Source organism: Methylomusa anaerophila, from assembly GCF_003966895.1.
Classification (GTDB): Bacteria; Bacillota; Negativicutes; order Sporomusales; family Sporomusaceae; genus Methylomusa; species Methylomusa anaerophila.
The window spans coordinates 2,042,271-2,065,644 of sequence record NZ_AP018449.1; the positions used below are offsets into that span (position 1 = coordinate 2,042,271).

The 23,374-nt window shown below is 48.5% G+C and carries 28 protein-coding genes; 22 read left to right on the forward strand and 6 right to left on the reverse strand.

Features of this window, described 5'->3' with window-relative positions:
* Positions 1 to 138 precede the first annotated feature (138 nt).
* Positions 139 to 375: a hypothetical protein gene (locus MAMMFC1_RS09080; RefSeq protein ID WP_126308232.1), complete on the forward strand. Its 237-nt coding sequence runs from the start codon at positions 139 to 141 to the stop codon at positions 373 to 375.
* 47 nt (positions 376 to 422) lie between these two features.
* On the opposite strand, the gene MAMMFC1_RS09085 is transcribed toward MAMMFC1_RS09080, so the two are convergent.
* The 3 genes from MAMMFC1_RS09085 to MAMMFC1_RS09095 form a co-directional block, all read right to left on the reverse strand.
* Positions 423 to 1,421, reverse strand: coding sequence for an alpha/beta hydrolase (locus MAMMFC1_RS09085; RefSeq protein WP_126308233.1), 999 nt, complete (start codon positions 1,419 to 1,421; stop codon positions 423 to 425).
* 115 nt (positions 1,422 to 1,536) lie between these two features.
* Positions 1,537 to 1,725 (reverse strand): hypothetical protein, encoded by a 189-nt coding sequence (locus MAMMFC1_RS09090; RefSeq protein WP_126308234.1) that lies wholly within the window; start codon positions 1,723 to 1,725, stop codon positions 1,537 to 1,539.
* 233 nt (positions 1,726 to 1,958) lie between these two features.
* The gene (locus tag MAMMFC1_RS09095) at positions 1,959 to 2,138 is read right to left on the reverse strand and encodes a hypothetical protein (RefSeq protein WP_126308235.1); all 180 of its coding nucleotides are present in this window, start codon (positions 2,136 to 2,138) and stop codon (positions 1,959 to 1,961) included.
* A gap of 223 nt (positions 2,139 to 2,361) precedes the next feature.
* Between MAMMFC1_RS09095 and MAMMFC1_RS09100 the strand changes: the two genes are divergently transcribed.
* The 8 genes from MAMMFC1_RS09100 to MAMMFC1_RS09135 all read left to right on the forward strand — a co-directional run bounded on the left by MAMMFC1_RS09100 (position 2,362) and on the right by MAMMFC1_RS09135 (position 7,173).
* Positions 2,362 to 2,787 carry an ATP-binding protein gene (locus tag MAMMFC1_RS09100; protein ID WP_158618715.1) on the forward strand — a complete coding sequence of 142 codons (426 nt, stop codon included), beginning with the start codon at positions 2,362 to 2,364 and terminating at the stop codon, positions 2,785 to 2,787.
* A gap of 20 nt (positions 2,788 to 2,807) precedes the next feature.
* Positions 2,808 to 3,197 carry a secondary thiamine-phosphate synthase enzyme YjbQ gene (locus MAMMFC1_RS09105; protein WP_126308237.1) on the forward strand — a complete coding sequence of 130 codons (390 nt, stop codon included), beginning with the start codon at positions 2,808 to 2,810 and terminating at the stop codon, positions 3,195 to 3,197.
* 15 nt (positions 3,198 to 3,212) lie between these two features.
* On the forward strand, positions 3,213 to 3,494 hold the full coding sequence (locus tag MAMMFC1_RS09110; RefSeq protein WP_126308238.1) for a DUF503 domain-containing protein: 282 nt from the start codon (positions 3,213 to 3,215) through the stop codon (positions 3,492 to 3,494).
* A gap of 29 nt (positions 3,495 to 3,523) precedes the next feature.
* Positions 3,524 to 4,042, forward strand: a complete 519-nt coding sequence (locus MAMMFC1_RS09115; RefSeq protein ID WP_126308239.1) for a hypothetical protein — start codon at positions 3,524 to 3,526, stop codon at positions 4,040 to 4,042.
* A 290-nt stretch (positions 4,043 to 4,332) separates the two neighbouring features.
* Entirely contained in the window at positions 4,333 to 5,622 is a 1,290-nt protein-coding gene (locus MAMMFC1_RS09120; RefSeq protein WP_158618716.1) for a L,D-transpeptidase family protein, read from the forward strand.
* A 122-nt stretch (positions 5,623 to 5,744) separates the two neighbouring features.
* Positions 5,745 to 6,047 carry an STAS domain-containing protein gene (locus MAMMFC1_RS09125; RefSeq protein ID WP_126308241.1) on the forward strand — a complete coding sequence of 101 codons (303 nt, stop codon included), beginning with the start codon at positions 5,745 to 5,747 and terminating at the stop codon, positions 6,045 to 6,047.
* 63 nt (positions 6,048 to 6,110) lie between these two features.
* Positions 6,111 to 6,440 carry a hypothetical protein gene (locus MAMMFC1_RS09130; RefSeq protein WP_126308242.1) on the forward strand — a complete coding sequence of 110 codons (330 nt, stop codon included), beginning with the start codon at positions 6,111 to 6,113 and terminating at the stop codon, positions 6,438 to 6,440.
* 142 nt (positions 6,441 to 6,582) lie between these two features.
* Entirely contained in the window at positions 6,583 to 7,173 is a 591-nt protein-coding gene (locus MAMMFC1_RS09135; RefSeq protein ID WP_158618717.1) for a flavodoxin family protein, read from the forward strand.
* On the opposite strand, the gene MAMMFC1_RS09140 is transcribed toward MAMMFC1_RS09135, so the two are convergent.
* Complete coding sequence (locus MAMMFC1_RS09140) at positions 7,123 to 8,751, reverse strand: glycoside hydrolase family 26 protein (RefSeq protein ID WP_158618718.1); 1,629 nt, start codon at positions 8,749 to 8,751, stop codon at positions 7,123 to 7,125. The genes MAMMFC1_RS09135 and MAMMFC1_RS09140 overlap by 51 nt on opposite strands.
* Positions 8,752 to 8,885: 134 nt before the next feature.
* Here MAMMFC1_RS09140 and MAMMFC1_RS09145 point away from each other — a divergent pair, with 134 nt between their 5' ends.
* Positions 8,886 to 9,119 carry a DUF2164 domain-containing protein gene (locus tag MAMMFC1_RS09145; protein WP_126308245.1) on the forward strand — a complete coding sequence of 78 codons (234 nt, stop codon included), beginning with the start codon at positions 8,886 to 8,888 and terminating at the stop codon, positions 9,117 to 9,119.
* 93 nt (positions 9,120 to 9,212) lie between these two features.
* Here MAMMFC1_RS09145 and MAMMFC1_RS09150 read toward each other — a convergent pair whose 3' ends face one another.
* On the reverse strand, positions 9,213 to 9,929 hold the full coding sequence (locus tag MAMMFC1_RS09150; protein WP_126308246.1) for a heparan-alpha-glucosaminide N-acetyltransferase: 717 nt from the start codon (positions 9,927 to 9,929) through the stop codon (positions 9,213 to 9,215).
* Between the two features lie 268 nt (positions 9,930 to 10,197).
* On the opposite strand from MAMMFC1_RS09150, the gene MAMMFC1_RS09155 reads away from it, so the two are divergent.
* From MAMMFC1_RS09155 to MAMMFC1_RS09190, 8 genes are all read left to right on the forward strand, one after another.
* Positions 10,198 to 10,410 carry a helix-turn-helix transcriptional regulator gene (locus MAMMFC1_RS09155; RefSeq protein ID WP_126308247.1) on the forward strand — a complete coding sequence of 71 codons (213 nt, stop codon included), beginning with the start codon at positions 10,198 to 10,200 and terminating at the stop codon, positions 10,408 to 10,410.
* Positions 10,411 to 10,567: 157 nt separating this feature from the next.
* Positions 10,568 to 11,587, forward strand: a complete 1,020-nt coding sequence (locus MAMMFC1_RS09165) for a Fic family protein (protein ID WP_126308248.1) — start codon at positions 10,568 to 10,570, stop codon at positions 11,585 to 11,587.
* Positions 11,588 to 11,602: 15 nt separating this feature from the next.
* Positions 11,603 to 13,000, forward strand: coding sequence for a hypothetical protein (locus MAMMFC1_RS09170; protein ID WP_197723960.1), 1,398 nt, complete (start codon positions 11,603 to 11,605; stop codon positions 12,998 to 13,000).
* Positions 12,930 to 13,505: a PglZ domain-containing protein gene (locus MAMMFC1_RS22000; protein ID WP_197723961.1), complete on the forward strand. Its 576-nt coding sequence runs from the start codon at positions 12,930 to 12,932 to the stop codon at positions 13,503 to 13,505. The genes MAMMFC1_RS09170 and MAMMFC1_RS22000 overlap by 71 nt, the downstream gene beginning before the upstream one ends.
* Positions 13,495 to 14,127: a RhuM family protein gene (gene rhuM, locus MAMMFC1_RS09175; protein WP_174234352.1), complete on the forward strand. Its 633-nt coding sequence runs from the start codon at positions 13,495 to 13,497 to the stop codon at positions 14,125 to 14,127. The genes MAMMFC1_RS22000 and rhuM overlap by 11 nt, the downstream gene beginning before the upstream one ends.
* A gap of 165 nt (positions 14,128 to 14,292) precedes the next feature.
* Positions 14,293 to 14,886 carry a type IV toxin-antitoxin system AbiEi family antitoxin domain-containing protein gene (locus MAMMFC1_RS09180; protein ID WP_232035747.1) on the forward strand — a complete coding sequence of 198 codons (594 nt, stop codon included), beginning with the start codon at positions 14,293 to 14,295 and terminating at the stop codon, positions 14,884 to 14,886.
* On the forward strand, positions 14,883 to 15,296 hold the full coding sequence (locus MAMMFC1_RS09185; protein ID WP_197723963.1) for a hypothetical protein: 414 nt from the start codon (positions 14,883 to 14,885) through the stop codon (positions 15,294 to 15,296). The genes MAMMFC1_RS09180 and MAMMFC1_RS09185 overlap by 4 nt, the downstream gene beginning before the upstream one ends.
* 376 nt (positions 15,297 to 15,672) lie before the next feature.
* Entirely contained in the window at positions 15,673 to 16,020 is a 348-nt protein-coding gene (locus tag MAMMFC1_RS09190) for an SMR family transporter (RefSeq protein WP_197723964.1), read from the forward strand.
* A gap of 34 nt (positions 16,021 to 16,054) precedes the next feature.
* On the opposite strand, the gene MAMMFC1_RS09195 is transcribed toward MAMMFC1_RS09190, so the two are convergent.
* Positions 16,055 to 16,783, reverse strand: coding sequence for a polysaccharide deacetylase family protein (locus MAMMFC1_RS09195; protein ID WP_232035748.1), 729 nt, complete (start codon positions 16,781 to 16,783; stop codon positions 16,055 to 16,057).
* 303 nt (positions 16,784 to 17,086) lie between these two features.
* On the opposite strand from MAMMFC1_RS09195, the gene MAMMFC1_RS09200 reads away from it, so the two are divergent.
* The 4 genes from MAMMFC1_RS09200 (at position 17,087) to MAMMFC1_RS09215 (ending at position 23,369) form a co-directional block, all read left to right on the forward strand.
* Positions 17,087 to 17,692 carry a DedA family protein gene (locus MAMMFC1_RS09200; protein WP_126308251.1) on the forward strand — a complete coding sequence of 202 codons (606 nt, stop codon included), beginning with the start codon at positions 17,087 to 17,089 and terminating at the stop codon, positions 17,690 to 17,692.
* 180 nt (positions 17,693 to 17,872) lie between these two features.
* Entirely contained in the window at positions 17,873 to 21,664 is a 3,792-nt protein-coding gene (locus MAMMFC1_RS09205; RefSeq protein WP_416338605.1) for a phosphoribosylformylglycinamidine synthase, read from the forward strand.
* Positions 21,665 to 21,806: 142 nt separating this feature from the next.
* The gene (locus MAMMFC1_RS09210) at positions 21,807 to 22,175 is read left to right on the forward strand and encodes a VOC family protein (RefSeq protein ID WP_126308252.1); all 369 of its coding nucleotides are present in this window, start codon (positions 21,807 to 21,809) and stop codon (positions 22,173 to 22,175) included.
* 339 nt (positions 22,176 to 22,514) lie between these two features.
* Positions 22,515 to 23,369 carry a DUF2156 domain-containing protein gene (locus tag MAMMFC1_RS09215; RefSeq protein ID WP_269471888.1) on the forward strand — a complete coding sequence of 285 codons (855 nt, stop codon included), beginning with the start codon at positions 22,515 to 22,517 and terminating at the stop codon, positions 23,367 to 23,369.
* Positions 23,370 to 23,374: the final 5 nt, after the last annotated feature.

The following is a 23,374-nucleotide window of genomic DNA, read 5'->3' on the forward strand; positions in this document are numbered from 1 at the left end:
TTATCAGGAGGGAAGATTGGTCTTGATCACTTTACTGCTTATGGTTTATTATACCCGCTTAAATAGTTATTTAGTGCGAACTTATACTGTGTTATAATTAACATAATAAAGTATCGATAATTTAAAGGAGGGCCATTCATGAGGCGGGCAACCTTTATTCGTATATTAACGGCGATAAAGCTGGTTTCCAATAATGTCAGCGTCGTGGAAAACTTTAATAATAAAGCGTTAGTAACCATTCGGGTTCGCGAAATAACCGGCGAATCTGCCAAACAGTTTAGATCCTTTCGCAAAGTTCTTTCTTATTGTTCTTATTTTAATGTTAAAGCAGAAGACGGCGGGCTGGCGGTTACTTTAGAATTCGAGTGGCTATAAAGAATAAGCGAGTGATCAATTGGGAGGCCGGCGGTGAGAAAATAGGATTAGAATAGTTGACGCTGTTTTTTTAAGGCTGTATCCATAAACCTAAGTATCCGCCGCTGGTATTCGGCTTGATGATTAAAGACCGACATAGCATGAGCATCACTGGGGAAGATATACTTTTCTGCATACCCCCTGGTAGCGGCATATAGCTGCTCGCTCATGGAAACCGGGACCACTGCGTCGGCGCCGCCGTGCAGGTAAAGGATGGGAGTATTGGCATTGCGCACCGCCCGGAGAGGGGATACATCCTGATAACGAAATCCCGACTGCCAATTGGCGGCGATGCTGGAATAGCGTAAAAGAAGTTTTACCCAAAAAGGGTTGTGTAAATTAACAGCAGCGTCAATCTGTTGAATTAATAACTCCTCCAGATCGGTGTAACCGCTGTCGGCAACATAGAATTTCACCCGGTGGCTGGATTCGTTCATTTCCGCGTGCAGCAGAGCAGTCGCAGCGCCCATGGAAACACCGTGTACTCCTATAATACCGTTGGGATGACGTTCCTCTATCCAGTCTATCCATTGATCAAGATCGTACTTTTCATAATAACCCCATGATACCGACCTTCCGCCGCTTTCGCCACTGGCCCGGGAGTCATAAACTAATACGTTGTAGCCGGCTGCAAGATATATTGGCGCATACCATAGTCCCAGCAAGCGGCTGTTGGCAATGCCATGCACAAAAACCACTGTGTTATTCGACGGTGTTGGGTTCGGCAGGTATGTACCCTGCAACACGTAACCCAGGCGTGATTCAAGGCTGACATTTTGCCAGTGTTTGTTCTTTATGCCTTCTTCCAGGGTTACCCTTAAAGGTTGGAATCCCTTGGAGTCAAACCGGGTGTGCCAGATACAAAATTGTTTGTAAAAAATATAACCGGCCGCTAGGCCTGTAGCATTGACGATTACTAAGAAGACGAGCAGGATTGAAAGTACCACCAGGAAGGTTTGGAACCAAACTTTGCGTTTGAGCGCTTTTGTCTCATGATCTACGGACATAGTAATACCCCTCCGATAATTATTATAGCTGTTGCCTTGTTTTTTGCAACGAGCGGATAAACGAAAGCAACAAAATCGCCATCCTCTCCGGATGGCGATTTATCTGATATGTAGTTTAGCGAGTCCAGCTGATAGGCCAGTCCTTGGGGATATACCTTTCTTTATCCGCAGCCGGCTTGGGTTTATTAATATGTCTAAGTTGGTGCTGGGTGCTTTGAGAATTCCACTGGTTCGCCGGGGGGAAAGCATTGGAGTCTTTTGCGTTCACCATGGTATTCTTTTTATAAGGGGTTTTAACACGCATTTGAGCACCTCCAATATTATTAATATTTATTATTAATCATAAATCGATATCTTCGAATAGTCAATGCTTTATTCGGCAATAATTTCCAGCACGTTTTTTCTTCCCCGGTAGAATTAATAATATATATATTATGCTTGGCGACAATATGCTGGTTAAACAGCATATACCATTACCGGCGGCAGGGTACCCTATGCGTTATAAATCCCCGGTCGGCGCGGACCAGGGATTTGTTATTAATTCATTTTTTCCATGCCGCGATAGACTGGATGGCTGATATCTATTGTACCATTTAGCATTCCCTCAATGACTGCCTGGTTATGAGCAAGGTTGTCAATCTTGGTTTCAATATCATTGACTTGTTTTTTGATGGCCTGAAGCTCATCAAGAAGTTGTTTCAACAGTTCTTCATTCAAATATAATCCCTCCCTTTCCCCTACTGCGCCGGTCAAAACGCGGCGATGGGTGACTCTAAACTTTATAATCTGTTCGACTTCACATTTTTAAATTCCTTTATAAATATGTTTTCACAAGCGGAGAAATTTATTAATAAGGATAAACAGACAGTGAGTGAAGGAATCATACCGGTTGCCGGCGAATTATTCCAGAGTCGAATAGTTCTGGATGGAGAGTCGGTGTATGGGAAAAGAAAATTCTTCAGCATATCCTGTCCGGTTTTATACCAGTTGCCGCAGCGACAATGAATGGCTTAGACTAAAAATCAGCGAGGTACTCCGCCGTATCTTTAACGGGCATTCACTGTTTGAAGTGGCGGTTCAAGAAGCCTTGAACAACGCTCTGCATTTCGCAAAGGCTAAGGTAAGCATTAAAATCAATCTTCTTTGCGGCCGGCGGGTCGTCGTCCGGATTCAGCATTGGGGATTAGGCTTCAGTGGTAATACCGTTTTGAATACCATTGAAAAAGATTTTGCAATTCAAATAGAAAACAGACTTATGGATGAATCGGGGCGGGGTCTCATGATTATGAAAGCCGGAACTCATTGCGCCTGCTATAATAAGGACGGGAAAGAAGTGCTTCTGGCGGTCCGGCTCCCCGCATATTAAATTTATAAGACGGTGATAATATGCAGGAATTTTCACTTTCAACCCCCGCCGAGGGCTTTATCGATATTACCGGCAAAGTAAACGAGGCTCTTAGCGCAAGCGGGATTAAAAATGGCATCTGTCTTGTGTTTGTACCACACACCACAGCGGGGGTAACTATTAATGAAAATGCCGATCCCGCTGTGGTCACCGACATGTTGGCCGCATTTTCCCTCCTGGTACCGGATATTGCTTACCGGCACCAGGAGGGAAATTCGCCTGCTCATATCAAGGCTTCTCTGGTAGGTTCGTCAGTTTCCCTGCCGGTTATTAACGGAACAATGCGGCTCGGGACCTGGCAGGGGATTTATTTCTGCGAATTTGACGGGCCGCGCCGCCGGAGAGTTTGCGTTAGTTTTGTCGGCGGCTGACGGAGGGCCGGTACTATGGTTGTATTAATTGTTGAAATCGAATTGTTCCTTCCCGGAGCCTTATCCCTAAAGGATAAACGTCAGACGGTAAAAAGTGTGGTTGAGCGCATCAGATCCCACTGTCATGCTTCAGTAGCCGAGGTAGGTTTTCAAGACCTGTGGCAGAGATCGCAAATAGGTATTGCGATTGTAGCGGGGGAGCGGACCGTTCTGGAGAACCAAATAAATATCATCTGCCGGATTTTGGATGACACGGCGGCGATAGAAACAGTTGCGTTTCACACTGATTACGTGTGAAACGCAAGGGGAGTAGAGGAGTGATCGTGATGACGGCAGTAGGCGAACCGTTTATGGAAGGAAAGAGCCGGCTTGAGCCAATCGTTACCTACCGGTTCGATACCGGCGGGCATACTTTGGCAATCATTCAAGAGGGTCTGACGGAGCAGGAAATAGAGCTGGTTAACAGCGGCAAGGCAGAACTGGCATTGTATGTTGACCTGCCGGTGCTTTTCCTGCTTTATCGTTTTGGCGGAGATAGCTGTTGCTGGCTTGAGACTCCTTTTTCCTGGCATATGACGGAGGGGGACAAACGGGCTTATCCGGATGAATCAACCCCGGAGGCCCTGCTTAATATAGTTTTGGTGGAGGCGGCCACAGGTATCGTTAAGGTTGTACGAAGAATTAAGCTAAACTCCCTGTTTACGGCTAAACTGCACGAAACCATCCTGGCCCAATCCAAGACCAGTTTCAACGGCCAGTCTTTCGCCAAACATCTAAACACGGTGTACAACGAAATGGATGTGGAAGAAATGGTACACGCGGCGGTGGCCCGTCATAAAGAGTAAAGGCTTCAGGCTGTTGAAAAACTTCGCCTAGCGTCGTTGCTCCTCAGAGCCCTTGCTTGCGTACCCTCGAAGTACGCGGCACGGCGGGCTCTTCCGGTGCGCCTAGCTATGCTCGTTTTTGAACAGCCTGGAATTTGTCGACAAGCTGAAGGAGCGCCCCGGGCCGGGCGCTCCTTTTGAAATTATCTTGTGGCCGTCAGGCATGTTATGTTTTAGCCTTTCTGTCATATGGCGTCCAGTCTCCTCATATTAATTGTCTGAGGAATGGCAAAAAGGGGATGGACGGTAATATGGCTAAATGGGCGGCCTTGTTTTTTATTCTGTCGGTACTGATCTTGCCGGGGTTTTCCCACGCAAACAATTTTCAAACACCGGAAATATCGCAAACATCGCAAACATCTGTGAACCCTGCAAAATCCATGCGGATCATCATCAATCTGCCAAGCCGGACTCTGGAATTATATGATGATAATATACTGGTGAAAGAATATCCGGTTGCAATCGGCAAACCTTCAACGCCAACTCCCCGCGGGAGTTTTTCTATTGATGATAAAGCTGTAAATCCCTGGTGGTGTCCGCCGGGAACCGATTATGTCGTACCGTCGGGACCGGACAACCCGTTGGGCTACCGCTGGCTGGAATTTGCGCCGCTGTATGGTATTCATGGTACTAACGATCCGCGGTCAATCGGGACGCCCTCATCCAATGGTTGTGTCAGGATGCATGAGGAAGATGTGGAGGAATTATTTGAGCTGGTTGACTATGAAACACCGGTAGAAGTGACTTATGAGCGGATCAAAATTAGGTTGGACAACCACGGCCGCGCCTCCATAGGGATTTATCCGGACGTTTACGGCCAGGAATCCGTCAGTCTTGCCCAAGTGAAGCGATTACTGATTGATAAGGGGCTGGGCGGACTGGTGGAGGACGAATTCCTGGCGCGGCTGATTCAGAGAGAAGAAGGCCGGCAGATAGAATTTGCTCAACTCCATAATTTGAAGATCAATGACCAGCTACGGCCTGAAAAGATCGTCACCTGGCAAGGAGTCCGGTACGCACCGGTTCAGGCAATTTGTGAAGCGGTAAACACCGGGGTGATCTGGGACGAAAAAAGCAAAATGCTCAAGCGGTACGGTAAGATTGCTCCCGGTTTGAGGAAGAATGGCATTCTTTACGCAGCAGTCGACGATTTGCCAACATTATTCCCGGGTAAAGAACTGTGGAACTATACGGAAAACTGCCTGGAGCTCAGACTTTCCGTGGCCAGGCTGGATGATAAGATTATTACCGCTGAAATACAAGAGATTGATGGGGAAAAGGCTGTGCCGGCCCAGGAACTGGCCGATGCCTTAGGCGAAAAGGTAAAATGGGATGAAGGGACAAAACAGGTGCTGTTGCGAAATAAGCCGATACCATGTAATCTGGTTGAGAGCAAAGCTTTTGTTAAAATAAGTCATGTGGGCGGAGTATTTAATATTTCAGCTGTTTGGAACGAAGCGGCACAAACGCTGTCCCTTTCATATCCGCTTTACCCGGTGGATTATTCCATGTATCTTGACTTGATGGGCGAGTTCTTCTAACATAAAAGGTGTGGAATTGTTTATTAAGATGTGATATTATAATTTCATAATAATGATTATTATCTATTTATCTAACATTCATTGCTGAAGGGAATACTTTCTGTCGAGGGGGAGGAACTTACATGATTCAAGAAATTACGCTGCTGAATGATCAGGTGCACGTAAGTCTTGCCGGCAGTATTTATGCGGGGGAGGCAGCGGCAATCCGGGAAAAACTTGTTGCTTACATTGATAAGGGACATAATCAATTTGTAATTCGGGTCGATCAGGTCGACTATATTGACAGCTCCGGCCTGGGTATGCTGGTGGCTATTCAGAAACGGGCCGTGCAAAACGGCGGTGGTGTGATCATAAAAGGTCTGCGGGGTATAGTAAAAGAACTATTTGAGTTAACCAGATTGACAAAGGTTTTTGAAATTCAGTAAAATTTAGGTATATTATATATAATGCATTTCATATAGCATGTTTTGCGACAAAAAGGTGATAACATGACGAAAATCAAAAAAAATTTATCAGATGACGATATGTTGGCAGGCTGGCAGGAAGAGGGTACTTTTGAAACCGACCCCCAAGACGAGACCCCGGTGCGCAAGACTGCCGCGACAGTAAAAAAAGGTACGGCGCAAGATTATACCAGTGCCTTTTTCACGCCTGAATTACAGGAAGCGGTGGGAAAGGCTCTCTTGGAACTGAAGGTAAAACTATATAATGAAGGGATTGTGGATTTTAAACTCAAAGTTTCCAGCGAAGGCAAGCAAGTAATTCTAACTGCCGTTCCTGAAACCCCGAAGAAAAAACCTGCGGGAAAGGGGCGGTGAGATGAAAGCATTTACCGCAACTGACGGCAAGATATTCAAGATATTATGGATGCGTACCGGAACGGGCCGGCCAAGCGTGAGGCCATTTTAAGGGCTGCGGACTGACGCAGCAGGAAATATGCGGAAAGTGAGGATGAAGGTTATGGTTAAAACGGTCAAAGTCGCGGCGTTTTTGGGTAGTCCCCGTACTGGCGGCAACAATGCGGTGTTATTGGACGAAGTGATCCGGGGGGTGAACAGATCAGCCAATGCCGAAGTGCAAAGGTTTGTCCTGAATCAGGCCAATATATATCCCTGCCAAGCCTGTAACAGTTGCACCCATACCGGCCGGTGCGTCCGGCGCGATGATATGGACCTTATCTACACCGCCCTCGATGATTGTGATCTATTTTTGCTGGCCGCGCCGATATTTTTTAGCGGTTTAAGCGCTCAGGCCAAAATGATGATTGATAGATGTCAACCTTATTGGGCGGCAAAATACGTTCGTAAGCAAGACCTGTTTGCCGGACGGAAACGCTGGGGGAGTCTGATATCCACTTGCGGCCAGGCGGCAAGCTTGAACCAGTTTGCCGGAGCGCTGCAAGTAATGAATACTTTCTATTTGATGCTGGGACTAACCAAAGCCGACAACCTTTTCCTGGCAAATATTGACGAGCAGCCTGCCGCCGGCCGGACGGACGAATTAGCGCGGGCCTATCGCCTTGGGCAGCAGCTGGGCGGGAAATTTGGCTAAGCCCTGACGGAAAGCCGCAGTGGTTTCCGGAGTTTCGTTCAATAAATAGATTCGGCCGGGAACGCCTTTGCTATCGTAATCAATCCCGTTCCACCAGATGGCGATTTTAATTTTGGAGAGCTGCCCAATTTCGCTGAACATGCTGCTGAGCCAGGCAACCTTATCGCCGCCGACGGAATTTGAGCCGAATTCGGTGATCATAAAAGGTTTGCCAAAATGACGGTCATAATCATTATAGAGCTCAGAATAGATGGCTGCGAACTCCCGCCACTTTTCTCCCGGGAAATAGGTGCCGGTATTGTAGCCTGTAAGGCCAATGATATCCACATATTCGTCACCGGGATAATACATAAGATAATGATTCCATTTGAAATCAGGCAGGGACAAGTCATGGGGATTCCACACCCACAGAACGTTATCCACACCATTTGCGGCGAAAACATTTTGGACATAACGCCACAGGGCTTTGTACAGTTCGGGGTCCTTGCTGTAGTGAAAAGGGGAGTACAGGCACCAGTCCCCGTTCATTTCATTGTTCAGGCGGAACAGGACAGGGTGGCCGAAGGTCTTAAGCCGGACAGCGTATTCGGTAAAGTATTCGTCATATTTTCCGTCCAAGATATCATAAATAACACCGCTGGTATCCTGGAACTGATAGAAGGTCTGCAGGGTAAGCTCCAAATAACGCTGGCGTTGGTATGCTTGTTCCAGGGTGTGCAGCGGCAGGTGTTCATCCAGGGACTGATAGCGGACCAGTATGGGAAATTGATAATTGACCGATGTTTCCAGCGGGTCCAGAGTTTCAAAAGTCTGCGGGGCGCTAACCTCGAAAATTCCCCAGCGCAGGGGGCTGTCCATGCCGAAATATTCATCATAGAGTTTCCGGGTCTCGTCATTCAATAAGGTGGTGGAGTGGGCGAAGTGCTTGGAAAACTTAGGGGTGCCCCGGCGCTCAATTAGAGTAAAGCTGCGGGCGATATTGAGCTCGTTGGCGATGGGCTGGCTGGATTTAATGAGTATGGTATAGACTTCATTCCCATTTTTAGCCATCTCAATACTGGCATAGTGATTTTTGTCGTCAGCAATTTTGGCCAGTTTCCTGCGGTCCCACTTCAGGAGATGAACGTCAAAACCGTTAATATTAAGCATCTGGTCGGACAAGACGGTATGGTCCCTGGTGTTGCGGGCAAACCGGTTGCCGTATTCCATATACTGGTAGGCATCGGCTTGGGTACCATAAAAATTGTCGTAGTAGATTTCCATGCGACTGGTCGAACTGATAAAAACATTAACAACAGGCGAAAGCGACACATCGGTATAGGAATCGCCAGGAACGTAGATACTGTAGCCATTGGCGTAATCAGTAAACCGGCTGAATCCTGCCGGGGCCGGTTCTATTTTTTTCAGGTCATCTTCCGGGCCGGCAACCGGTTCTGCCGTTATTTCGCCGTTCAGTATAAAGATGGCGCCGCTTGCAGCGGAGATTGGAATTGGGGTAAAGGCTGAAAGGATAAACCAGATTCCCAATAATAACATTAACCTTTTTTCTTCTTTTTTCTCTTTTGATGCATGATTCATCATCAACTACTCCAATCATTATATTAAGAGCTGTATCATATTTTAGCTTACCGTACTGTGACGCCGGTGGCAAGAGAAATACAAAGAAGATTTATAAAATGTGAAAATGGTTGCAGCAGCCAGGAGGGAATATCATGTCTGATATTCGATTGAAAAATGAAGAGAGAAAAATAATTGTTGAAAGTATAAAAGAATTCTATTTAAAAGAGCGGGACGAGGAAATAAGCGACTTGTCTGCCGGTTTTTTGCTGGACTTTATTATCGAGCGTATTGGGCCTTACCTCTATAATCAAGGTATTCGGGATGCGCATAGGTTTATGAATGAAAAGGTGGAAGACCTGTTTGGCCTGGAAAAACGGGTACGATAAAAGACAAAAAACCGTGCCCCTCTTTTGGCGGGCACGGTTAACCTCAGCTTATCCCAATATCCGGATGTAAATTCTTTGATTCGACATATATAACTATATATGAAGCAAAATATGGATCAAATATAAAAATGCCAATAATATCGGCTGGTGAACCAGATATATGGTCAGGGAACGGCGACCCAGCCAGCGCAGGGGAAGTGTTGGGAGCAGAATATTTTGCGGGATATTGGGCCAAAGGGTTTCCTTATTGGGATATAGCGTTATTCCGGCAGCTACGCCGTACAGAACGACGCCGCCCCAGGGCAGGAGGGGATAATAATCGAGGGACTGAAAGCCCGGGGGAGTCAGGCCGAAAGGAATCAGCAGCGGGCTGGTTCCCGTTGTAAGACTCAGGAGATGCCCTGACAAAATGGCGGCAGTGCCAAAAGCCAATAATGCCGGGGGCGCAAGGGAGCGAAAATAATTTGCCGCCAGCATGGAGCAGCCCAGAAGGTGTAATATGCCGAACCGGATATAAATCTCCGGGCTAAAAAGATAGGTGACAATTGTAAGCACCAATCCTGCCGCCAATACCTGCAGTCCTCTTTTGGCAGGGTTGGCGCTTAAGGTGCTGCTGACGCCGGACAAGAACATGAATAATACAGCGGCGGTTTTGCCTTCCAGATACCAAAACCCGCTAAAATATTTAAAATCATAATGATAAAATTCCGCCAGATCAAATATAAGATGAAACGCTATCATTAAGATAATGGCAATTCCCCGCCAAAGATCAATTTCCCAAATCCGGCTGCTCCCAGGTTTTTTCAGCATTGAACTCTCCATAACGTACTATATTATACCACAAGTTGACTCTGGACTCACGGCCATATTCCGCGCAACTTCATAAACCCTGGGAACGGGTAGGGGTATCATTGGTGTCTGGCGCTTTGCGCTGACATAAACTACCCGTTCCTGCAAAAGGCCGCCAGATTTCTGGCGGCCTTTTGCGCGGCGGCTCTTCTTTTTTGGCTGTTGTTCACCTGCCATTGTCACCCGCTATATAGCATGTGCTATAATATGGAATGAGGAGGGGTGTCCAATGACTCTTCATGAAATTCTGAAAATTATTCGAAAGGAACTAAATATTACGCAAGAGCAGCTTGCTCATGAGTTGAATATCAGTTTTTCGACCATTAACCGATGGGAAAACAGCCGTACTTCTCCCAGTCGATTAGCCCGGATGCGCCTTGCGGATTACTGTGCTAAGAAGGGCATACCGGAAGCGATTGTAACCCAAATAGAAAAGGTTTAAGCCTCATACGACCTGGCAAGTCAGAGAGAATTTTTGAGAAGGTGATTGAATTACATATGGATATAGCTATGCCTTACAACGGCTGCCTGACTGCCGAGCAGTTCCTGTTTTACGAGATGCGTATTGTTTCGAAGCAGTACCTTGAGGGGTGAACGAGATGGGTAACAAACCGCCGTATACCATAACGGAGAAAGCCGCCGATTATTTGGCGAAAATCGTTGAAACCGTGACGCGGCTTGAGTTTGGAACGGAGTTCAAGCGCGATATAAAACTGCACCGCGAAAACCGCCTGCGGACTATCCATTCTTCGCTGGCCATCGAGGGCAACTCCCTCTCGCTGGGCGAAGTGACCGCCGTGATTGAGGGCAAAGTGGTCGCAGGCAAGCAGACGGAAATCAAGGAAGTCAAAAACGCCTACGAAGCCTACGACAAGATTATGACCTTTGATCCCTATGCCATCGGCGACTTCCTGAAAGCGCACAGGCTAATGACGCAGAGTCTGGTCAAAGAGTCCGGCAAGTTCCGCAGCGGCGACGTTGGCGTATTTGACGGCGAGGCCGCGATTCACATCGGGGCGCGTCCGCAGTTTGTACCGCAGCTTATGGAAGATTTGTTCGGTTGGGCGAAAGCCTCGGAACTGCACCCCGTGCTGAAAAGCGCGATTCTGCATTATGAAATCGAAACCATCCACCCGTTTTCGGACGGTAACGGTCGTATGGGACGGTTATGGCAAACGCTCCTGCTCGCCAAATGGAACGCAATTTTCGCGTGGATACCGATGGAATCGGTGCTGTACCAAAACAGGCCGCAGTATTATCAGGCGATTGAAAACGCAAGTAAAGCCAATGATTCCGGCGTGTTCATTGAATTTACGCTTTCCGCGATTTATGAAATCATCGCAGAACAAGCAAAGCACCAAGTTAAGCACGAAGATAAGCACCAAGTCGAACTCTCCGACACGCAGTTTGCCGTGCTGAACGCGCTTAAAAATAAGACTTTATCGCGTAAAGACATATTTGCCGCAATCGGAATGAACGGCGATTCACGCTCGTTCAAGCGGCACATCGAGCCGCTCTTAGACGAGGGCTTAATCGAAATGACCGTACCCGACAAGCCGAACAGCCGAATGCAAAAGTATCGGCTGACCGAAGCGGGTAAGGAAAGACTGAAGGAATAAGTCGGAGGCTTAGATATGCTGTCAGACACAATCAAATCAAGGCTTACGGAGCGTTTCGCCGCGCCGCTGCCCGAATTTCATAAACGCCGCATCGTCTTCTGGCACGATGAGGACAGCGAGTTTGCCGAAGCGGTGGATGAGCTTGCCCTGCCCGGCGTGACGCTCGTCAAACTTACGGGCAGGAACAACTTTGCCGTAAAGAAACTGCTGACAGCGGACGACCTTGCAGGCGATTACCTCATCTATGACCCGCTGACCTACGACAAGGAGCACAAAGACGATTGGCTTCTGGATATAAAGCTGTACGGCGAGGAGTTCCGTGCCGACCTTGTTTCTTTGCAGATGGAGGAACTGCTCGTCGACCCGTCCTCCGCAATGCGAAAAACGATGAAGCTGTACGCCAAGTTCCTTGACAACAAAGACCGCAAGGCTAAACTCAAAAAGATAGGCAGGACGTACCAGACCCCGCTCCAACTGCACATCGACGTTATGGCAGTGCTGTGCGGTATTAACGGCGACACGGCGCAGGACGTGATTATCGCCGTCCTCTCGGCAGGCCTGGAGAAAGAAAGCAACACCGCTCTTGACAGCATCGCCCGCTTTGGAAACATAGACGCCTTTTGGCAGTTGGTTCAGAAACTCACAGGCTATGTCGACTCTGAGGACAGACGCTTAAGTGAACTCGCCTCGCATATCCTTGTAACCGCGCTGTCGCAGACGATGCCCGCTTCCGCATTGAGGGGACTGGAACGGTTTATTGCCGACCCCTGCAAGGCGTACTGCTATCAGCTTGTTCACGAATGGCAGCGTGGCGAAGGCAGGGACGGGTTGGCTGAAGTTTGCCGCTATGTCGAGCGTGAGCTGCGCCTTACCGACCGCTTTGATAAGACGGAGGTAAACGTCCTTCTGAAAAGCGACACCTTTCCCGCAATCAACGAAAGCATACTGAAACGTTTCTTGACGGAGGTTGGCGAGCGGGTGATCAAGGTCGAGTCTATCCTCGGAGCGGTTGAAAACCGCCGTGCGGTGGCGTGGTATGACCTGACGGAGGATTATCTCGAAAGCCTGTATTATATCGCCAAAATGCAGGGGTTCTACTTGGCGCACATCGACGGCTTCCACATTGTCGAGCCTGTGAAGGTCTGGAGGCTATACACGAAAGACGCATACGAGATGGACAGCCACTACCGGCATTTCTATTTTTGTTTCGGCAACACGCTGAAAAGCCCCAGCGCTCTCTTGGAGGATGCCTTAAAAAAGTGTTCCGATGTGGTCGAGGGCTTGTACCGCGAATGGTTCTTAAAGCAGATTACCGGCGCTTACCTACAAGGAACTGCTGCAAATGAAAAAGCAGGAGCGGCGCGATTTGGTGGCGGGCAAAGAAATCATCTACATTTACCACAACACGATTGACGCGCTCGGCGATAAGCAGGCTACCGAATCGAAGGTGTTCGAGGCTTGCGAAACGGCTATCAGCGAACTCACGGGCATCGTTAAGATAATCGTTAACGATTTGAGCGGCATCAACATCTTCATCACCGCCGACCACGGCTTCCTCTATACCTACCATCCCCTTGCGGAAAGCCAAAAAATCAGCCGCCAGACCTTTGACGGCGAAGTGTATGAACTCGGTCGCCGCTACGCGCTTGTGTCTCCGCAGACAACTGCCGAATATCTCCTGCCTGTCAAGACAGAATGGGAAGTCGGCGGTGTTCCGATGAAAGGCTATGCGCCGCAGGACACTGTCCGCATCAAGGTTCAGGGCGGCGGCGAGAATTATGTCCATGGTGGCATCAGTCTGCAGGAGATGGTCGTGCCGGTCATTGTCTACAAGGGTATGCGAAGCGGCTACAAGCAGTATGTCGAGGTGCAGAATCCGGGACGAATACATCCGCAAGGGCTTTACGATGGACGATGAGCGGCTGAAAAATGGCGGCGGGCGTTATTTCCGTGAGCTTTTACAACGTATCCGCGATATCCGAAGCATCGGGCGCAACCTGTACCAGCAGGTGACTGACATTTACGCCACGGCGATTGACTATAACCCCAAAGCCGACGTCACACGGGAGTTTTTCGCCACTGTGCAGAACAAGATGCACTACGCCGCCCACAAGCACATGGCATCTGAGGTGATCTATGAGCGCGTGGACAGCGACAAACCTTTGGTCGGTATGACCAATTTTAAGGGCGACTACATTACCAAGAGTGATGTGGGCGTCGCCAAAAATTATCTGACCGAAAAAGAACTCACGGTGCTGAACCTTTTGGTTTCGCAATTTTTGGACTTCGCTGAGTTACAGGCGTTGAAGGAACACGCCATGACCATGAAGGACTGGATCGCTGAGCTTGACCGCCAGCTTTTGGGCAACCGCCGGGAGCTTCTTGCTGGCAAAGGGAGCGTTTCGCATAAACAGGCGATTGAAAAAGCCGAAAAGGAGTTTGAAATCTACCGCGCCCGCGAGATGAAGCAGCTTGAGAGCGACTTCGACCGCGCCGTGAAGGAGTTGACGCAACGGGAAGCGGGTGGCGACGATGAGTGACTGGTTCGGCGTACTCCCAGCACACTGGAAAAACAACACTAAAACACCGATAATTTCAATTTTTTGTCGGTGTTTTAGTGTTGACATTACCGCAGGCGCTTTGTTATAATAACACTAAAATACCGACGTTTTTATGGTTTTGTCGGTAATTTAGTGGTGATTCAGATGGACAAAAAAGACCTTGAAAAAGCATTTGCAAATAACAATGGGGTGCTTAAAACCTCACAACTTGCTGCGCTCAAAATCGATTCCACAGGCATAAAACGTCTGATTAAAAACGGCGTCATTGAAAAAATCAAAACCGGATACTATCGTTTTCTATCTGATGACACAGGCGAAGCAGCCATCATCGCCCGTCTCTTTCCTGATGGTGTACTTTGGCTTAATACCGCTCTTTTTTATTACGGATACAGTGACAGGACGCCCATGCAATGGGATATTATCATAAGCAAAAACGCTTCCCGCTCCCGATTTAAAATTGATTATCCCCATATAAACCCGTTCTTCGTGACACCGGAACGGCTCTCTTATGGTGTGACTACAATAGAAATTGACAGTTGTATCATGAATATTTTTGACCGTGACAGGCTTATCTGTGAGTGTCTCAAATACGAAGCCGACATGGATAAGGAAACATTTAATAAAGCGGTTCAGGCATACCTCACTGACCCTAAGAAAAATATAAGGAGCCTTCTGGCTTATGCCAAGCGCAGAAAGGCGACAAAGCGGGTGCATGATGTGATAGGAGTGTGGCTGTGATGGATGCAGGTGCTTCAGTAATTGCAAGGCTTAAAAATAAAGCGCAGACATCAGGATTGTCTTTTCAGGTTCATCTACGTTTGTTCTGTCAGGAGGAATTCTTGCGTCGGCTTTCCCTTTCAAAATATGCTGACAATCTGGTATTGAAAGGCGGACTTTTTCTTTTTTTCCTGAGTGGATTTGAAAGCACTGATTATGACCGCAGCAGTTTTGCTGAAATTATCAGCTTCTCGGAAAATGATGCCATGCTGGTCAAGTGGCGACAGTTTTTGAGACGAACCAAGCTTCCAGGCATTGAGTTTAGTGAGGTTACAGGCTTAATAAATACTTTTCTCGGAGGTATCTGGAATGCCATTATCGATGAAAATGAATGGCTTAAAAACTGGAACTGTCAGACCACATCATGGTAAGAGCTTGATTATAGGAGCACCGGCAATTTTGCTAACACCATGCTCACAAATATCTAATGGAGTTTGTTGGCAATGAGGATGAGGACGCCGTATCGAGAAAAGATGTGGAACGACTATTGTCATATTTCAAACTATGGCTGGACGGCTATTAAAGATAGCAGCATTTTTGCAACTTCATTTTTCCATGGTATAATAAAAAATAACTGGCGGCTGTTTTATTTAAGATGGAACTGCAGCCTGAGCTTTTGACAAGGCTTTCTTGTTCTTGGAATGTGAGTGAGGTCATAAGGGATGGAATTAGCTGAAAAACTACAGCGCGAATTAGAGGCCATGGTGGATGATATAGCTATTCAATCGGTTTCCGGGGGGGATCAACGTGAACAAAGACCTGTGGGTGATACTGCTGTCGGTGGGGATTGGCGCCGTCGGCCAAGTAGGCCTTAAATACGGCGCTACCAAAATTCCCGACAGTGGCCCATTGGTAGAAAAAATAATTACAGCCTGGCCGTTATTGGCCGGGCTGGCGTTATACGGGGTTAGCACACTCCTGTGGATTTATGCGCTGAGGACGGTTGAGCTAAGCTATGCCTACCCGCTTATCAGTTTGGGATATGTCCTGGTGTTTATAGCATCGTATTTTCTGTTTCACGAGCCAATCGGCTTGCTGCGGCTGGCGGGACTGGCATTTATTTTGTCGGGAATTATGTTGGTAGCTAAATCATGAGTTACGGTTCAAAATAGTGACTGGCAAAGCAGTATTAACAATATCTCAATAATTCGGCCAATGGCTGGTCATAGCGAAACACCGGAATCCGGTTCAGCGCTAATTGACTTGCCCGTGAATTTGCGTAACCGGTATTCGTTGTCAACCCGAACCGGTAGCCCAGCTCGTGGCTGGAGTAAAGAGTGGACAGGTTATAGCTGCCGCGGGGATACGCCACAGAATCGACGGCTTTCCCCAGAAGGTCTTCCAAAGCCGCTTTGGAGTTTTCCAGTTCTTGCGACATTTCAGCCGGTGATAAATTTCCGAGAGGCCTGTGACTTACCGTATGCGACCCGAAAGACATGCCGGCGGCCGACATTTCCAAGAGTTGTGACATGGTCATCCTGTTCGGCTGGTCAAGCATACCGGTGATGATGAAAAAACTGGCTGTCATGGAGAAGCTTTGCAGCAGGGGAAAGGCATTCGCATAGTTATCAAGATAGCCATCATCAAAGGTAATCAAAACAGGCTTGCCGGTTATGGAGCCGACTCCGGACAAATGATCTTTGGCCGCAGCCAGGGTAAGGGTATTATAACCATTCTCATGGAGATATTGCAGATCGCTTTTAAAGCGGCTGGGAGATATCGTTAGGGCATCGGTTTCAGGCCCAATCCGGTGATACAGCAAAATAGGCAAAGTATCATTAGCAGCTTGGGACGGTTGGAAATTAAAGGCATAAGAAATACTTGCCGCCGCGGCAAGGGATAGCATGCATTTTTGCAAAAATTGTCGTCTGGTAAGTGAGGTCACGGACGGAATCTCCCTTCCACTTCGTATTTGAAACTCTCTGGTCTGCTGAATAAAGGAAAAAGAGCCCGTCTTGACAGGCTTCGCCAAAAAATGATATATATCTCCAATTACTTTCTATATTACTATCGGTTTTTTGATAGTCAAATTAAGATTTGTGTCCTATGTTAAAATTTATTCAACTAAAGCTGACCTTTGACGGTCAGCCGGTTTGGGGAGGTAATACTACTGAATTTGCTCACAAAAAGGTAATAATGGAAATAGTTGGGGGATGATAAGATGGATAATCTATCTGCGCTTGTAACGCATTATATAGACGTATGGGGATATTGGGCTATCTTTATCGGTATGGCCCTGGAGAGCGCCAATATTCCCATACCGAGTGAATTAATTTTTGGCTTTGCCGGTTATCTTGTATATTTAGGAAAACTAAACTTCTGGTTAGCAACCACCTATGGTGTATTGGGCGGACTTTTGGGTTCAATAGTATCCTACGCAATCGGTTATTATGGCGGTCGGCCTTTCGTCTTCCAATACGGCAAGTACTTTTTTGTAACCCGTAATAAAATTGACTTAGCCCAACGGTGGTTTGACCGTTACGGGCTGACAGCGGTTTTTATTGCCAGATTGTTACCGGTAATCCGCACCTTTATATCGTTGCCGGCAGGCTTTGCCCGGGTTGATTTCACAAAATTTGTCGTTTACACAATCCTGGGTTCCATTCCCTGGACCATTGCCTTGACGTACTTGGGGCAGCTTCTCGGCGAAAACTGGCATCTGCTTAGTGAGTATGGGCACCAGATTAGTATTTTTGTAATTGTAATTATATTCATAGTTATCATGGCTATTCTGTGGAAACGAATTTCCGCCCAAGGTGCCAAATAACTCCCAAACTTATAAATACAAAGTATGCGCGGCACGCGCGGCAAATCCTTTCCAAAGCTGTATAGCGCTCATTCCGAATTCAGGAGTCAGAATTCTGAAATTTTATGAGACAATCCGTTCTTTTTATTCTGACTCCTGAATTCTGACTCCTGACTACTGAATAACTAGGGGGCGGCCAATTTGACAATAAAAGACAATAGGATACGCCGGATATTTGTAGAAAAAAAGCCGGGGTTTGCGGTTGAGGCAGCCGGCATTTATGCCGATCTCAAAGAAAATCTGGGCATAAAAGGACTGAAGGCGGTTAGGGTTCTTCATCGCTACGACGTGGCCGGGGTCAGCGACCAGGAATTTGCCGTCGCTGTTTACACTATTTTTTCTGAGCCGCCTGTAGACGTGGTATATCCGGAGCGGATTGAGGCTGATCCGTCGGATAAAGTATTTGCCATGGAGTATTTGCCGGGTCAGTATGATCAAAGGGCAGACTGGGCGGCTCAGAGTGTGCAGATCCTTAGCCAGAAGGAGCCGCCGGCGGTAAACACTGCGAAAGTGCTGGTCCTTGCCGGGGATATCAGCCAACAGGAATTCAAAAGAATAAAAGAATACTGCATTAATCCGGTGGAGGCCAGAGAAGCTTCCCTGGAAAAGCCGGCTTCCCTTGCCGTGACAGCGGCCGCGCCCGGGGACGTAGCCGTAATAAAGGGTTTTATAAATATGACGGAAGAAGAGCTTCAGGACTTTATGAATACCCAGGGGCTGGCCATGAGTTATGATGATCTGGCTTTCTGCCGGCAATACTTCCGGGAAACGGAGCGGCGCGACCCTACCATTACCGAGATTAAAGTCATCGACACCTACTGGTCGGATCACTGCCGCCATACCACATTTTTAACGAAAATCGAAGCTGTGCAGATTGAACCGGGGAAATACAACCAGCCGGTACAAGCAGCTTACCGGGAGTATAAAAAGTCCCGGGAAACCGTGTATGCCGGCAGGGAAAAAGATATCAGCCTGATGGATGTGGCCACGCTGGCTATGAAAGAGTTAAAAATGCAGGGCAGGCTGCCTGACCTGGATGAGTCGGAAGAGATCAACGCCTGCAGCCTTGTCGTTGACGTGGATGTGGACGGGCAACGGGAGGAATGGCTGGTTATGTTCAAAAACGAGACTCATAACCATCCGACCGAGATTGAACCATTTGGCGGCGCCGCCACCTGCCTGGGCGGCTGCATTCGCGATCCTCTTTCCGGCAGGTCCTACGTGTACCAGGCAATGCGGGTGACCGGCAGCGGCGATCCCCGGGCTTCCCTGGAAGCCACTCTCCCCGGCAAGCTGCCGCAACGCAAAATCACTACCGGCGCCGCGGCCGGCTATAGTTCATACGGAAACCAGATTGGCCTGGCTACCGGACAAGTGGCGGAAGTGTACGATGAAGGCTTTATCGCCAAACGCATGGAGATCGGCGCGGTAATCGCAGCGGCTCCCAGGAAAAATGTTGTCCGGGGCATTCCCGCACCCGGCGATGTTGTCATTCTGGTGGGCGGACGCACCGGCCGGGACGGCTGCGGCGGAGCAACCGGCTCTTCCAAGGAGCATAATGAAGAATCTTTATATAACTGCGGCGCTGAAGTGCAAAAAGGCAATCCGGTGACCGAGCGGAAAATCCAGCGGCTTTTCCGGCAGCCCGCAGTCGGCACCTTGATTAAGAAATGCAATGATTTTGGCGCCGGCGGGGTATCGGTAGCCATCGGTGAATTGACTGACGGTCTTGAGATCCGTCTGGACGCTATTCCCAAAAAATATGAAGGTTTAGATGGCACCGAACTGGCTATTTCCGAATCGCAGGAACGCATGGCTGTGGTCGTGGCGCCGGAAAATGCCGCAGCCTTCATAAATTTCGCTTCCGCCGAGAATCTGGAGGCCACAGTTGTGGCTCGCGTTACCGGCGAGAAGCGGCTGAAAATGGTATGGCGGCAAAAGACAATCGTCGATATCAGCAGGGATTTTTTGAATACCAACGGGGTGAAACAGCATACCCAGGTAAAAGTGGCCGCACCACCGGCGGCGCAAGCCTATTTTGCCGGCTTGCCGGCGCAGCCGTTGAACCTGAAAGAGATCTGGCTGAACAATCTGACGCATCTTAACATATGTTCGCAAAAAGGCCTGGTTGAAAGGTTTGACAGCACCATCGGGGCAGCAACGGTGCTGATGCCCTTTGGCGGCAAGTACCAAAGCACTCCGGCGGAAGGCATGATCGCCAAACTGCCGTTAGAGACCGGTGAGACCCATACCGGTACGGTTATGGCCTACGGCTATAATCCGCAGCTGGCCGGATGGAGTCCTTTCCATGGAGCGTTGTATGCGGTAGTGGAAGCAGTCGCCAAGGTGGTGGCGCTGGGCGGGGATTATAAGAAAGTGCGGCTTACGCTGCAAGAGTATTTTGAAAAACTGGGTCAGGACAGTGTCAAATGGGGCAAGCCTTTCAGCGCTCTCCTCGGCGCTTATTACGCGCAAAAACGCCTTGGTATTCCGGCAATTGGCGGCAAGGACAGCATGTCCGGCACCTTTAAGGATCTAAATGTGCCGCCGACGCTGGTTGCTTTCGCGGTAGCAGCCATGGATGTCCGTCACTCGGTTTCCCAGGAGTTTAAGGCGGCAGGCAGCCAGGTAGTGTTAATCCCGGCTCAGCGGGACGAATATGGCCTGCCTGATTTTGAAGTACTGACGCGAAATTGGGGTAGGATCAACGACCTTGTGCGGGCAGGCAAAGTATTGGCTGCTCATACGGTAAAATTGGGCGGCATAGCGGCTGCGGTAAGTAAAATGAGCTTTGGCAACCGGATTGGACTGGCACTCGCTGCGGTTTGGACCCGGGAGGAAAACCGGCATCGCCTGTTTGGACCCGATTACGGTTCCATCCTTTTGGAAATGCCGGCAGGCGCCAATCTGCCGGACTTGCTGCCGAAGGTGGATTATGAGGTTCTCGGCCTAACTCAGGATAGGCCGGTTATTACTGCCGGCGACGGGGATATTATTTCCATCGCCGAGGCGCTTGCCGCCTGGGAAGAACCTTTGGAAAAAGTGTTTCCCACCCGGCCGGAACCCATTGCCGGCAAGCCGCGGGCGGTTTTATACGAAAAACGCAATACCCGCAGGCCGGCCCGGAAGATCGCCAAACCAAGAATTTTCATACCTGTGTTTCCGGGGACCAACTGTGAGTACGATTCGCGGCGAGCCTTTGAAAAGGCTGGCGGCATAGTTGAAACCATGGTCATTCGCAATCTGGCGGGAGCGCATATTGAAGAATCCGTTAAGAACATGGCAACCGGCATCAACAAGGCTCAGATTGTGATGCTGCCGGGGGGATTTAGCGCCGGGGACGAGCCGGACGGCTCAGGCAAATTTATTGCCGCCATGTTTCGCAACCCAAGAATCAGGGAAGCCGTGTCGGAACTGCTGCAAAAGCGGGACGGACTGATGCTGGGCGTTTGCAACGGCTTCCAGGCCCTGGTGAAGTTGGGGCTGGTGCCTTACGGCGAAATCCGTGACTTGACGGCGGACAGTCCGACGCTGACCTTTAACCGGATTGGCCGTCACATTTCCCGTATGGTAAAAACAAAGGCGGTTTCGGTGCTTTCTCCCTGGTTTGCCAATGTGACGGCAGGAGAAGTGTTTGTTATTCCGGCTTCCCACGGCGAGGGCCGGTTTTACGCCAAGCCGGAGGAAATCGACCGCATGGCGGCAAATGGGCAAATCGCCACTCAATATGTTGATTTTCACGGCAATCCCACTTACGAAATAGAGCATAATCCCAACGGATCAATGGATGCCATTGAAGCCATTACCAGTCCCGACGGCAGGGTGCTTGGCAAGATGGGGCATTCCGAGCGTATTGGCGCGAATGTGGCGATAAATGTTCCCGGCAATAAGAATCAGAGAATATTTGAAGCAGGAGTAAACTATTACCGGTAGCCGCCCCTTAACGGATATTTAACCGAAAAAGGAAAGGCGAAAAGCAGGAACCCGGCTTAAAGTAGAAGAATATTTGAAGTATCATTACGGGGATTCTTGCATAGACTTTATTGTTGTTTATAAGTTCATAAGGAGTATAGATATGTACGAGATAGCACATGTTGGTATTGTTGTCAGGAATACGGCCCGGTCCTTGGAATTTTATCGTGAAGTGTTAGGCTGCACGGTTATTGACAGTTATGACAATGACAATGCCTGTCTTACTTTCCTGGCCTGCGGGCGGCAAATACTGGAACTGGTTGAATATAAAGCAGCTGCTGGCGGCGAACGTTCCGCCGGACCGGTGGACCATATTGCTTTCGCCGTCCTGGACATGGACGCGGCTGTAAGCAGACTGAAGCAAAGGAATGTGCCGCTTGCCTTTGACACGCCCCGCCTAGCGGGAAACAAAAAAATCCTGTTTTTCAGCGGCCCTGACGGCGAACGCCTTGAGTTTGTCCAAACATTATGATTCAAAAAAAATGCACGGCGCTTTTGAAAGACCTTCACCAATGGTGAAGGTCTCTTATCGCGAAGTTTAGCCAAGGCCGATTCCCGGAAGTCACAATCCATATCCGCCACCGAGTAACCCGGCCCAGGACGGTCCGGAAGCCTGGTCTCAGCATATTATGGTTGCCGCCAGACCACTGCCTACATATACTAAGATAGATTTATCGCGGTCGTCTATATGTTATGAATTCTGATGCAATGGGGAAAATTCCGGGAAATTATACTTTCGGATACTGCAATAAAAGCGGATTAAGGGGGGCTCATTATCCAATTTCAAGAAATCACATTAGAACAGAAACCTCTGTTTGACAGTTTTTTCCGCCAACGGCGATATGAGAACGCCCATTTTAATTTTACCAATCTTTTTATGTGGCGCCATGCTTATAATATCAGATGGACTGTCATTGATCAACATTTGTGTATCAAGGCTTGCTTCGGAACCTATAACTTTGCCCTGCAGCCTTTTGGCGGGGATGACGGCGTAGAAGACGTTCTGGCCCAAATGGAGGGCTACTTTGCCGCCAATGGCTGGCCATTCATATTGGGTGATGTGGAGAAGTTCATGCTGGATATATTGGAAAACTGGCGTCCAGGCTATTTTACGTTTACCGCTGACCGGGATAACTTTGATTATGTATATAACCGGCAAGATCTTGCCGAACTCAAAGGCCGAAAATATCACGGCAAGAAAAATCATATCAACAGTTTTATCAGGATGTACCCTGACTATCAATATTATCCGCTGACCGACGAGTGGGTGGGGCATTGCATTATTAACATTTTCGAGTGGTGCGCCCAAAAGGGCTGTGATGAAGATCCGATGTTGCTGAATGAAAAACAGGCGATTATCGAAGTGCTGCAAAACTACCAGGCTCTCAATTTGACGGGGGCGCTGATTACTGTTAATAACAAAGTGGAGGCATTTACTTTCGGCGAACAACTTAATGACGACACTGCAGTTATTCATGTGGAAAAGGCCAGTCCGGATATTAGAGGAATATATCCCTTGATCAATCAAAAATTTTGCCGGCATGCCTGGCAGTCCGTGTCTTATATTAACAGGGAGGAAGATATGGGAGTACCAGGGCTTAGAAAAGCAAAGGAATCGTATTATCCGGCGAAAATGACGGAAAAATATACTGTGAAAATAAAATAGTTGCA